A 12,119-nucleotide genomic window follows, 5' to 3' on the forward strand; every position below is an offset into this window, starting at 1 on the left:
CGTTACATCATCATCTTTTCGATGGGCAGGACGAGGATGGCCGAGGCGCCGGCCCCCTTCAGTCCCTCGAGCGTCTCCCAGAAGACGTTCTCCTGGCAGACGGCGTGCACCGCGACGGCGTCCTCCTTGCCGGCCAGCGGCGTGATGGTCGGCGACCCTGCGCCCGGCAGCAGCCGAGTGATCTCCTCCAGCGACGAGCGGGGGGCGTTCAGCATGATGTACTTGGTGCCCTGGGAGGCCACGACGCCTCTCAGCCGGTCCGTCAGGATGTCGGCGAGATGCGCATGGCGCTGAGGCACGCCGCCGGGCGCGCGGACGAGCACCGCCTCGCTCTCCAGCACCGTCTCGACCGGCTTCAGGCCGTTGGCCTCCAGAGTCGCCCCGGTGGAGACGAGGTCGCAGATGGCGTGCGCCACCTTCAGGCGAGGCGCCACCTCGACGGCGCCATGCAGCTCGACCACTTCGGCCTCGACCGCCTGGTCGCGCAGCCAGGCCTGCAGCACGCCGGGATAGGAGGTGGCGATCCGGCGCCCCGCCAGGGCCCCGGGGCCGGGCCAGCCGGCCTCGTTCGGCACGGCGATCTTCAGCGCGCACCGCCCGAATCCGAGCGGCATGACCACCTCCGGCCGCGGGCCGTTGCGGCGCGCCGCGTGCTCCTCGAGCACGTTCAGGCCGATGATCCCGAGGTCGCAGACGCCGTCGGCCACGAAGGTGGTGATGTCGTCGTCGCGCACGCGCAGCACATCGATCGGGTGGTTCTCGATCCTGTAGAGCAGGTCGTTGGCGCCCTTCATGACGCGCAGGCCCGCCTCGCGCATGAGTTCGAGGCTGCGCTCGGACAGGCGTCCGCTCTTCTGCAGGGCGATGCGCAGGCGGTCTTCGGTCCCGCTCACTGGCCGGTCTCCTTCATCCGGTCGAGCGCGCGGCGATAGCCCTTGAAGGGCATCTCCTTGAGGAAACGCGCCACGCGCACGACGGTGGTCGTGCTGGCGCCTGCTCGTTCGGCGATCTGCCGATAGGACAGGTCGCCCGCGTCCAGTAGGCGCGCCACTTCAAGCCGCTCGATGAAGGCGCGCACCTCCGCGGGCGTGCACAGGTCGGCCAGGAAGTCGCGCACTTCCTCGGGCGTCTTCAGCGCCAGGATGGCGGCGTAGAGCCGCGCTTCGGCGGGTGTCGGTCGCTCCGTCATGTGTGCCGCTGTATTACTACGCTGATACGCACGTCAAGCGGCGAGGAGCATTTTTGCGTGGAGCCTGGACGGTCGCGTCGCTACAGCCCGGTCATGTCGCCCGCAGATTTCGAGCCCTTCGCCCTGGACCTCGCCACCGCCGCGGCCGAGGTGACGCTGCCAGGGTTCCGCCAGGAGCTGGCCGTGGTCGACAAGGGCGCGGCTGGCGCCTTCGACCCCGTCACGGCTGCCGACCGCGACGCGGAGGCCGTGCTGCGCCGGGCCATCGCTGCCCGCTTTCCTGACCACGGGGTGATCGGCGAGGAGTACGGCGAGGACCGGCCCGACGCCGACTGGGTCTGGGTGCTGGACCCCATCGACGGCACACGCGCCTATGTCTCCGGCCTGCCGCTGTGGACCACCCTGATCGCCCTCCTGCACGCGGGCGAGCCGGTGCTCGGCGTCGTCGCCCAGCCCTATCTGCAGGAGGTCTTCATCGGCACGACGGTCGGATCGAGACTGGTTCGCCCCGATCATCCAGACCGCGCCTTGCAGACGCGCTCCTGCCCGTCGCTGGCCCACGCCACCGTATCCACCACCGACCCGGCTCTGTTCGCGGGCGAGGAGGCCGAGGCCTGGCGCCGTGTTCGAGCCGGCGCCCGCATGAGCCGCCTCGGCTGCGACGCCTACGCCTACGCCATGGTCGCCGCCGGCCAGATCGACGTCGTGCTGGAATCCGGCCTCAAGCTCTGGGACTGGGCCCCCCATAAGCCCCTGATCGAAGGGGCCGGGGGGCTCGTCTGCGGCTGGGATAGCCTTTCGAGCGCCGACGGCCGCGTGCTGGCGATGGGTGATCGCGGCTTGAGAACCGGTCTCTTGCCCTTGCTCCGCTCCTGACGTCGGCTACGCGGACGGTCGCGCCGACGGCGCCGGGGGCCAATCAGGGCGGCGCCGGCAGGTGTCGCCAACAGCTGGCGGTGAACCGGGGGGCGTTATGGCCCGGCCAGCCCTTTTCTCTTTCAGGCGGCGCTCGCGACCTCTCGTTCGGCCTGGGTGAAGCCGTAGGCGGGCACGATCGAGCCGGCGGGGTCCGAGGCGTCGTCCCAGCGGGCGATGAGTTGCTCGCCGGCGTCGGGGCCGCCACCGATGAAGACGCCCTCGGTGAGGGTGACGTAGGCGCGAGCGAAGTGTCCGGCGCCGGCGCAGACGATTGCCCGGGTAGGCGCGTCGTCCGAGACGAGGGGCAGCAGCGCGGGGCTGACCAGGGCCGGGTCCAGGCGAGACAGCTGCTCGGGCGTCAGCACGCCCTCGGTCATGCCCGTGGCCGCCGTCGGCGCAAGGCAGTTGACCCGGACGTTGTACTTTTCGCCTTCCAGAGCCAGCGTCTGCATCAGCCCGACCAGCGCCATCTTGGCCGCGCCGTAGTTCGACTGGCCGAAGTTGCCGTAAAGGCCGGACGAGGACGTCGTCATGACGATGCGGCCGAACTTCTGCTCGCGCATGGGCTCCCAAACCGCCTTGGAACAGATGGCCGCGCCCATCAGGTGGATGTCGACGACGAGGCGGAAGTCCTCGAGGCTCATCTTGGCGAAGGTCTTGTCGCGCAGGATCCCTGCATTGTTGATCAGGACGTCGACCCGGCCGCAGTCCGAAAGCGCGCGGCCGACCATGGCCTGGACCGCGTCGACGTCTGTGACCGAGCCGGCGCAGCCGCTCGCCGCGCCTCCGGCCGAGACGATCTCGGCCGCGACCCGGTCGGCGGTCGCCTGATCCAGATCGTTGACGATCACACGGGCGCCCTTGCGGGCGAGATACAGCGCGTGCTGGCGGCCGAGCCCGCCGCCTGCGCCCGTCACGATCGCGACGCGACCTTCCAGGGTCATGCCTGTCTCCGTTTGAGATTGAGTAGGGCTAGGCCTTGCCGGCCTTCGGCTTGCAGATGGACAGGAAGCCACCCGCCATGAAGGAGGCCATGCGGTCCTTGACCGCGACGAAGTCGTCGGAGTCGCACAACCCGCCCGACAGCTTGTCGATCCGGCCGGTGCGGGCCAGCGTCAGCATCAAGGCGCCGGTGACGAAGTGATAGCCCCAGAAGATGTCCTCCTCGGCGCAGTCCGGCAGGGCGCGCTTGAGCAGGCCGATGAGCTTGAGCACCACCGGATCGAAGTGCTGGTCCATCAGTTCGGCGCCCCACTCGGGCGTGTTGGCGACCTGGGCGCCTAGCGCGCCGTAATTCTTCCAGGGCTCTCCGCCCTGGATGTAGAGGTCCAGGTCGGTGTCGAGGAAGGCGCGCAGCGCGCCCTCGACGGTCGGGCGGCCGCCGCAGGCCGCGTCGTAGGCTTCCAGCGCCTCCATCCGCAGGGTGCTGGTCACCACCGCGCGACGGGCGAAGACCTCGTCGAAGAGCTTTTTCTTGTCCGTGAAATAGTAGTTCAGCAGCGTGTGGTGGACGCCCACCTGGGCGGCCACGTCCTTGAGCGTCACCCCGTTCAGCCCGTGCTTGGAGAACAGCCGCTCGGCCGCGTCGAGGATCTGCTCCATCATGTCGGCGCGCTGTTCGACCTTGGTCCGCCGCCGGGGCGGCCGACGCGGTTCCTCGCCACGCTCCTGCTCGAGCGTGTCGGAAGTCGCCGAGGACGATTTAACAGCCGCCATAGTCAACTCTCAGGCGCATCTTGTCGATCTTGCCGGTCGAAGCCAGGGGCATGCGCTCCAGCCGGATGACCTCATCGGGAATCCACCACGGCGCGACCCGGTCGCGCAATGGGGCAAGCAGGGCGTCGTCCGTCACCGAGCCGGTCTCGCGGGTCTGAACGACCAGGATGGGCCGCTCGCCCCATTTGGGATCGGGCCGGCCGATCACGGCGGCCAAGGAAACCTCGGGGTGCTCGCTGACGACGGCCTCGATCTCGGCGGGGTTGATCCACTCACCCCCGGATTTGATCAGATCCTTGGCCCGGCCGGTGATGATCAGGGCGCCGCGCGCGTCGATGCGGGCGAGGTCGCCGGTCGGGAACCAGCCGTCGGCGTCGGTCGCCGGGGCGGTCTCACCGAAATAGCGCTTCACCACCGCATCGCCCCGGACCCGCAGGTGACCCTCCGCGCCCCGCTGGTCGGGGAGAGGGCGGCCCTCGGCGTCGGTGAGCAGCAGGTCGATCCCGACCGCCGGGCGACCCGAGATGTGAGGCGCACGGTCCGGATCGTCCGGCGGCGCGAAGGAGCCGACGGGAGACAGCTCGGTCATGCCCCAGCTGGTCTGGACGGTGACGCCCAGCCCCTTTTCGATGCGCTCCATCAGCGCGGGCGCCAACGGTGCGCCGCCGACGGTCACGCGCCGCAGGGTGGGCGTCGTTTCGCCAGTGGCCTCGAGATGTTCGACCAAGCCGAGCCAGACGGTGGCCACCCCGACGGCCAGAGTCACACGCTCGCCGTTGATCAGGGACGCCAGATGCGCTCCATCCAGGCGCCGCCCGGGCAGCACCAGCCGCGCCCCGGCCGCGGGCGCTGCGAACGGCAGGCCCCAGGCGTTGGCGTGGAACATCGGGACCGCCGCAAGCACCGTGTCCGTAGACCTCAGCCCGAGCACATCCGCCTGGAGCAGCCGCAAGGTGTGCAGATAGCTGGACCGGTGGGTGTAGGTGACGCCCTTGGGAGCCCCGGTCGTGCCCGAGGTGAAGCAGAGGCCGGCGGGTGTCGTCTCGTCGAAACCGCCCCAGGCCACCGGATTGGAGGCGGCGTCCAGCATCGTCTCGAGGTCGTCGGGCTCTCCGGCCACCTCGTTGTCGATGACCAGCACCCGGTCGAGCGTCGGCGTGCGGGCGGCGATCCGGCGCGCGAGCGGCGCCAGGTCGCTGCTGGCGATCAGAAGCCGCGCCTGGGACTGGCCGACCATGGACGCCAGCTGCGCCTCGGTCAGCCGGGGGTTCAGCGTGTGGCAGACCGCGCCGATTCCGACGATCCCGTACCAGGCCTCAAGGTGGGCCTGGGAGTTCCACGCCAGCGTGGCGACACGGTCGCCCTTGCCGACGCCGAGCCCGGTGAGGACGGCCGAGACCTTGCGGCTCCGCTCGCGTAGCGCGGCGTAGCCGATGCGGAGGGGCTCCGCGTCCGCCCTGCCCGTAACGACCTCGGCCTCCCCGCTCCACTTGGCGGCATGATCGAGGAACTTGTCGAGGGTCAGGGGATAGGCCTGCATCTCCCCGTCGGTCATGGGCACGCCGGGGACGCGGGCGGCAACGGCGGCGAGATGACGCCGAAGTTCCAGTTCCAGGGCGTGCCGCCGGCGTGGCGGCGACGGCACACCAGGGACTCCTGCAGATCGAACATGCCCGGCATCAGCCGCTCTCGTGGCGTGGGCGTCTGCTCGAACGCCATGTAGGCGCGGGTCTCCCCATAGGCTGGCCAGGCGGGCTGGCCCTCGGCGGACGGCGTCTCGCCCCGGGCGAAGCTGGCCCAGTAGTCCTGCATGGCCTCGGTGAAGGCCCGTTCCTCGGGCGTATCCGGCGCGGTCGGCCAACGCGGGGCGGTGCGTCCGTGCGTGCCGAAGACGTAGGGGATTTCGGCGGCGTGGAAGGCGTGAAGGCCCGCCTCGTCCGTGGCCGGATAGCCATGATCGAAGAGGTACAGGTATGCCGGCTGGCCGAGCGCGGTCTGGCGGCGCGCGAGACGCTCCGCGGTCCAGCCGTAGAGGCCGTCGCGCTGGGTGGCCAGCAGGCTCTCGGGGATGTCAGCCGACGGATAGAGCGCCAGGAAGGCGTCGGCCAGATCGCCGTAACGATCCCGGATGGCCTGCTCATAGGCCGCCGCCTCGGCGGGCGGCGAGGGCGGCAGCAGCATCCGCAGCGAGCGGATCTCGCCCTGATTGAAACCGGCCAGAAGCGGCACGGGCGCCTGCTCGCCGCGATCGAAGATCGTGACCAGCTGCTCGGGCAGGTAATGCCCGTCGATTGTGCCCCAGGGGGCGTAGCCCGCCTGGACGGCTGCCACGGTCAGTTCCTGGGCGTCCATGCCGCGCATTTCGGCCAGGTTCTGGCGGCCGAGTTGGACCTGCAGCCACAGCCCAACCTCCTCGGCTGCGAAGTCGCCGTAGCGGCGAGAGCGCAGCTCCGGCGTCGAGATCATGTAGGCGCTCTGTGCGATCGCCCTGTCGAACAGGCCCCGCGCCTCCGGCGAGGCCATCAGGTACATGACGCTGAGCGCGCCCGCCGACTCCCCGGCGATGGTCACCTGACCCGGGTCGCCGCCGAAAGCCGCGATGTTACGCTCGACCCACCGCAGCGCGGCGATCTGGTCCTGCAGGCCGTAGTTGCCCGAGATGTTGCGGCTGGACTCGCTGCTCAGCTCCGGGTGAGCGAGATAGCCCAGCACGCCGAGGCGATAGTTGATCGAGACGACGACAAGGCCTTCGCGGGCCAGGGCCGCCCCGTCGTACATGGCTTCCGAGCTCGCGCCGGTCGTAAGCGCGCCGCCGTGGATCCAGACAAAGACCGGCAGTCCCTCGGCGTCGTCGGGCGCCCAGATGTTGAGCGACAGACAGTCCTCGCTCATCTCGGGGGCCTCGCCCGCATAGATGCTGGTCCCGCGCGCCGTCGGCTGGTGGCACGCCGGGCCGAAGTCGGCGGCGTCGCGAACTCCTGACCAGCGCGGCAGCTCAGCCGGGGGCCGCCAGCGTCGCCAGCCGACCGGTGGCTGGGCGTAGGGGATGCCCCGGAACGCATTCACATCACCCTGGGAGACGCCCCTCAAGGTTCCGGCGGGCGCCTCGACCACCGGCTGTGAAACCGCCGGGGCGCCATGGGCGCAGGCCGCCAGGGCCAGCGCCGCCGCTGCAACCAGGCCCCGCATCACGAAGCCCCCTTCGCCGGATGCAGGTGCCGAATTTTCCGCGCCAGTCCGATGAACATGACGATGGCCAGACCGTAGAAGGGGATCAGGGTGTAGAAGGCCATCTGCAGTGAGTTGTCCGGGAACTGGGCCCGGAAGAAGTCGCTGGCCGCGCCGAGGTAGGTCGGCCCCAGACCGAGGCCGATCAGGTTCATGACCAGCAGCAGCAGGGCGCCGGACATCACGCGCTGATCCGGTCGGACCTCCTCCTGCACCAGGGTCACCGCCGGCGACAGGTAGAAGTAGTTCAGCGCCATCGGCAGGGTCAGGAAGGCCAGAGCCATCTGCCAGGTCGGAGCCCAGACGAACGCCGCGAACAGGGGCGCCGCCAGCGCCAGGCCGACGGCGGGCAGCCAGGCGTAGAAGGTCTTTGACTTCTTCGCGAGGTGGTCGATCAGCCGGCCGGAGATGAACATGCCCGCGCCGATGCCGAAGCCGACGACCAGGGCGTACCACAGGGCGACCTCCTGGAGCGTCATGCCCTTTTCGCGCATCAGGAACAGGGTCGCGAAGTTGAGCAGGGCGTAGGTCACGAACTGGGTGGCGCCGCAGGCCAGCGCCATGCCGCGCAGCACCGGATTGGCGAAGTACATCCGGCAGGTGTCCCAGAACCCGGCTCTGGGCGCCGGCGCGGCGTCAGCGGGGGGCTGGGCCTGGAGCGGCTGGTCGAGACCGCCCTTCTTGGGCTCCTTGACGAACAGCCAGACCACGATCGCGGTCACCACCCCGATCACGCCGATCCAGATGAAGGCGTCGCGCCAGGAGAAGGCCGCGGCCACGGTCGCCCCGAACGCGACGCCGAGCGCCTGGCCTATCGGCGGTCCGAGATTGAACAGGCTGAGCGCCGTGCCCCGCGTGCCGGACGGGAAGTAGTCCGAGATAATCGCGTAGGACGGCGGCACGCCGCCAGCCTCACCGACGCCCACCGCCATGCGCGAAACCGCGAGCTGCGGATAGTTGGTCGAGAGCCCGCAGGCCGCGGTCGCCGCACTCCAAAGGGCGCAGGAGAAGGCCAGCACCTTGGTGCGGTTGGTCCGGTCGGCCAGCCAGCCCACCGGGATCGCCAGGATGCAGTAGAAGAGCGCGAAGTAGAGACCGCTGATCATGCCCAACTGACCGTCGGTCACGCCCAGGTCGTCCTGGATCGGCTTGGCCAGGATCGACAGCAGCTGCCGGTCCAAGAAGTTGAGTACATAGACGAAGCACAGCACGGCCAGGACGAACCAGGCCCGCGCCCCCGGACGCGCCGGCGGCGCGCCCGGGATTGGGGAGGAGGCTACGCTCATGCCCTAGAACTCGTATCCGATGCGGACGCCCACCGTGCGCGGACGCACGCGGGCGTAGCGGGCGTCGAGGAAGGCTTCGGGGTGCACATAGGTCACCGAGCGGTCATTGAAGACGTTCTCGATATAGGCGCCCACTGTCACTTGGTCGAAGGCGACCGCGAGGTTCGCGTTCACGAAGGTGTACTCGTCCGTATTGTCGTAGGTCGCGAGCGGCACCGTGGGCCGGCCTGGCGTGTTCGGGAAGGCGTTCGGGAAGTCGTCGACGTGGGCGATCGCCACGGAGGCGTTTGCGTCAACGCCCGGCTGCAGCTCCCAGTCATATGTGATCCTCAGCGACCCCTGGAACTCCGGTCCGGCGAGGCGAGCCCCCAGCACCGCGCCCGAGAACCCGGCCTCCTGGGGCGTGAGCGCCGTCACTTCCGCCTGGTTGAACGATCCGTTCAGCGCCACCGTCCAGCCCGTGAATGGGTAGGCGATCATCTCGAACTCGATGCCCTTGCTGGTCGCTTCGCCGATGTTGGTCGCGAACTGGACCGAGTCCGACACGCGGTTGGCCTGAACCTGGATGTCGTTCCAGTCGATGTAATAGAGGGCGATGTTGGCGAAGAGCCTGCGGTCGAACCAGTTGCCCTTGATGCCGACCTCGTAGTTCAGGAGGTTGTCCGAGGACGCACCGTAAGGGATCACGATGTCGGTCGGATCGAGCGTGCTGACGGCGCCGGCCCGCGCGTTCACGATCGGAGGCCTGAAGCCCGTCGCCACCGCCGCATAGGTCGTGATCGACGGGACCGGCCGCCACGACAGGCTGAGCCGGTACGAGGGCCCGGTCTCTTCCGCCACCACGCCGGTCGCCGGCGTGATCCCCGTCACTGTCACCGGCCCGGGGATGCCGAACAGAGCCCGGATCAGATAGTCGCTGCTGTAGCCCCAGGCTTCGGTGAAGCCTTGGGCGTCGGTCGTGCCGTAGCGCAGCCCGCCGGTGATCCACAGATCCGGCGTGAAGCGGTAGGTGATCTCGCCGAAGCCGGCCAGTTCGTTCGAGATGATGTGGACGCCGAACCGCTGGTAGTACTCGTCCGGCAGGCCGGTGATCCCGCGCGCGGCCAGGAAGGCCGGGTTCGAGCGGTAGCCGTAGTCTACGTCGCGGCGCCGGCGGAAGTAGAAGACGCCCGCTGACCAGTCGATGCGCCCGCCCGCGTCGGAGACGATCCGGCTCTCGTGGACGAAGTTGTCGTCGTAGGCGTCGGCGTCGAGCGCGAAGGCGATGGCGCCGCCGAAGGTGCCGGCCAGGTCGACATAGAAGCGCTGGTTGTAGGTGCCGTAGGTCGTCGAGCTGGTCAGTCGCGCGCCGTCGAACTGATATTCGAAGGTGGCGTTGAAGTTCTCCATGTCGCTCGTGAAGCGATCAGGGCGGTCCGAGCTGCGCACGTCGATGCCGCGCAGCGGATTGGTGAGCGACGAATCCCGCGGATTGCTGATCTCGTGCGAGTACATCAGGCGCGTGGTGAAACGCTCGGTCGGCTCCCACTGCAGGATGGCGCGCCCGCCGTACTGGACCAGGCGGTTCGAGTTCTCGACGCCCGTGCCGACGTTATCGACCCATCCGTCCTCGTTGCGCACGAAACCGACGAGGCGCAGCGCCAGCTCGTTCTCGATCAGCGGCACATTGACCATGCCGTTGTAGCGCTGCCGAAGCGAACCTTCCTCGGTCAGTCCGAAGTCGACGAGCACCGAGGCGCCGAACCCCGTCGGATCCGGATCGTGGGTGAGTATGCGCAGGGCGCCGGCCAGAGAGCCGGAGCCGAACAGGGTGCCCTGCGGCCCGCGCAGGAACTCGATGCGCTCCACGTCGTAAAGGCTGGGATCGAGGATGGTGGAGTTGCCGTTGGCCGAAATCGGCAGTTCGTCGATGTAGACCGCGACGGTGCTCTGGAGGTTCGCGCCGTAGCCGTTCGTGGCGATGCCGCGGGCGGTGAAGTTGTTGAAGTTGGCCGTCGGACGGTTGAGCACCACCCCCGGCGTCTCGATGGCCAGGCCTTCGTAGCCGACGATGCCCCGCTCGTTCAGCTCTTCCTGGGAATAGGTGGTGACCGCCAGAGGGACGTCCTGGAGGCGCTCCTCGCGCCGGGTCGCGGTCACGATGACCTCTCCGACGGTGGTTGAGTCCTCCTGATTATCCGGTTGCTCCGGCTGCGCCTGGATCGCGGCCATGGCCTGGGCCGGCAGAAACACCGCGACGGCAGCCGCGCACGCTGAAGCGAAGAGTGTCGCCCTCATCTCGAATTTCCTCCCCGACGCCCCTCGTCATTGGAGGCGCTCGACGAGAGTAGGGGGACACGCCTTTGCGCATCTGTCAATATTCCCTCTCACGCGCGTGAATATCTGCGTTCGACGTCCGGGGGGGACCGTGCCGCAGTGAGGAGAGTCGAACCGCTAGACGGCAAGCACCGCCGGCAGGCCCTGCCAGATGACGAACAAGGCCGACGTCAGGGCGCCGAGGCCGCCGACCCCGCGCCACAGGCGGGCGAGTTCGGGGTCGTCGTGCTCAAGGAAGCGGGGACACCGGGCCGCCCACAGCAGGATCGCGCCGTTCAGAGCCAAGGCGACAAGGGTGATCGCCCCGACCGACACAAGGGCTGCCGGGTGGTCGGGCGTTCCCTGCACGTCGGCGATGCTGGCGATGGCGTAGGCGCCCGAGAAGTGGGCCGCCCAGATGACCAGCCCTCCCAGCAGGAACGTCCAGCGGGTCATGCCGCCGGGCCCGGAAACGCATGGACGAGCGCCGTGGCGGCGAGGCCCTGCAAGGCCGCGTATCCGAGGAAAAGCCCGATGGTGTCCAGCGTCGCCGGCCGGCGATCCGAGAGGTGGCCCTGCGCGGCGCGGACCACCGCATATCCGCCCATGATGACGCCGATAGCCGCCAGAAAAACCTGCAACGATAGCAGGGCATGGACCATGGCGCCCTGGGACGTCGCCTGCGGTAAGAGACCGGCTTCCCGCCAGGCCCAGAAGGAGAGGGCCGCCGCCGTCGCCAGCGCCAGGCTTGCCACAGCGGTCATCGACGCCGCCGCCCAGGCGCGCCAGCGCCCCTGGCGACGGATGATCCGGCATGCCGCCACGGCGCCCGCCCCGGCCACGGCGTTCAGGCCAAGGACGCCGGCCAGCCGCATTGCGGACGGCGGATCGATCCAGAGCTCCGGTCCCCGGCTCCACAGGAAGACGTAGCTGAACACTGCCATCAGGAAGATCATGCCGATGACGATCAGCAGGACCGACATCGCCCACCAGCCGTGGCTCATCGGGCCGGTGACATAGGTCGGCACGCGGACGCCCGCGCCGAGGTCGGCGGTCTCCACCTCCGGCCGCCAGTCCGTGTCCCAGAGCCAGCGGAGGACGCACGCGACCGCGATCACGCCGGAGGTGACGGCGGGCCAGTAGAGCTGGACGGTGAGCAGCAGGAAGAAGCCGGCCGTGAAGATCGCTCCGGCCAGCGGCCAGGGCGACGGGCCGGGCATGGTCTGGACGTACTGGGGCTCGGCGCGGACGGGACTGGTCACGATGGTCTCCCGCCGGCCCGTCGCCGTGTCGGGCAGCATGTGGCGGCCCGCCTCGACCTCGCGCGCCAGTTCCGGCTGATCCCACAGCGGATAGCGGCTGCGGACAACCGGGATACTGCGGGTCGAATAGAGGCCTGTGGGCAGCCACTCCAGTGTGCCGCCGCCATAGACGTTGCCGGCATCGTCATCGACGGTGAAGCGGAAGTTCCGGATCAGGTCGACGAT

10 protein-coding genes and 1 pseudogene are annotated in these 12,119 nt (G+C 69.2%); 1 reads left to right on the forward strand and 10 read right to left on the reverse strand.

Going from position 1 to position 12,119, the window contains the following annotated elements; genetic code table 11:
- Positions 1 to 2: 2 nt before the first annotated feature.
- Entirely contained in the window at positions 3 to 893 is an 891-nt protein-coding gene (hisG, locus tag Q0M60_RS05005) for an ATP phosphoribosyltransferase (protein WP_296816731.1), read from the reverse strand.
- Complete coding sequence (locus Q0M60_RS05010) at positions 890 to 1,189, reverse strand: YerC/YecD family TrpR-related protein (protein WP_296816734.1); 300 nt, start codon at positions 1,187 to 1,189, stop codon at positions 890 to 892. Before Q0M60_RS05010 ends, hisG begins: the two co-directional genes overlap by 4 nt.
- A 93-nt stretch (positions 1,190 to 1,282) precedes the next feature.
- Here Q0M60_RS05010 and hisN point away from each other — a divergent pair, with 93 nt between their 5' ends.
- Positions 1,283 to 2,065, forward strand: coding sequence for a histidinol-phosphatase (hisN, locus tag Q0M60_RS05015; protein ID WP_296816737.1), 783 nt, complete (start codon positions 1,283 to 1,285; stop codon positions 2,063 to 2,065).
- A 122-nt stretch (positions 2,066 to 2,187) separates the two neighbouring features.
- Here hisN and Q0M60_RS05020 read toward each other — a convergent pair whose 3' ends face one another.
- From Q0M60_RS05020 to Q0M60_RS05055, 8 genes and pseudogenes are all read right to left on the reverse strand, one after another.
- The gene (locus Q0M60_RS05020; protein WP_296816740.1) at positions 2,188 to 3,051 is read right to left on the reverse strand and encodes an SDR family NAD(P)-dependent oxidoreductase; all 864 of its coding nucleotides are present in this window, start codon (positions 3,049 to 3,051) and stop codon (positions 2,188 to 2,190) included.
- 28 nt (positions 3,052 to 3,079) lie between these two features.
- Positions 3,080 to 3,712, reverse strand: coding sequence for a TetR/AcrR family transcriptional regulator (locus tag Q0M60_RS05025; protein WP_296816760.1), 633 nt, complete (start codon positions 3,710 to 3,712; stop codon positions 3,080 to 3,082).
- Positions 3,713 to 3,809: 97 nt separating this feature from the next.
- A complete protein-coding gene (locus tag Q0M60_RS05030) occupies positions 3,810 to 5,378 on the reverse strand; it encodes an AMP-binding protein (RefSeq protein ID WP_296816743.1) in 1,569 nt (522 codons plus the stop codon).
- Positions 5,375 to 7,012, reverse strand: coding sequence for a carboxylesterase family protein (locus Q0M60_RS05035; RefSeq protein ID WP_296816747.1), 1,638 nt, complete (start codon positions 7,010 to 7,012; stop codon positions 5,375 to 5,377). Before Q0M60_RS05035 ends, Q0M60_RS05030 begins: the two co-directional genes overlap by 4 nt.
- Positions 7,012 to 8,337 carry an MFS transporter gene (locus tag Q0M60_RS05040; RefSeq protein ID WP_296816750.1) on the reverse strand — a complete coding sequence of 442 codons (1,326 nt, stop codon included), beginning with the start codon at positions 8,335 to 8,337 and terminating at the stop codon, positions 7,012 to 7,014. Before Q0M60_RS05040 ends, Q0M60_RS05035 begins: the two co-directional genes overlap by 1 nt.
- Before the next feature lie 3 nt (positions 8,338 to 8,340).
- Positions 8,341 to 10,614 carry a TonB-dependent receptor gene (locus Q0M60_RS05045; protein WP_296816753.1) on the reverse strand — a complete coding sequence of 758 codons (2,274 nt, stop codon included), beginning with the start codon at positions 10,612 to 10,614 and terminating at the stop codon, positions 8,341 to 8,343.
- 156 nt (positions 10,615 to 10,770) lie between these two features.
- Complete coding sequence (locus Q0M60_RS05050) at positions 10,771 to 11,088, reverse strand: hypothetical protein (protein WP_296816755.1); 318 nt, start codon at positions 11,086 to 11,088, stop codon at positions 10,771 to 10,773.
- Positions 11,085 to 12,119, reverse strand: a pseudogene (locus Q0M60_RS05055) (cytochrome ubiquinol oxidase subunit I); the annotation flags it as partial. The pseudogene Q0M60_RS05055 and the gene Q0M60_RS05050, both read right to left, overlap by 4 nt.

It is taken from the genome of Brevundimonas sp., from assembly GCF_024711105.1.
Taxonomy (GTDB): Bacteria; Pseudomonadota; Alphaproteobacteria; order Caulobacterales; family Caulobacteraceae; genus Brevundimonas.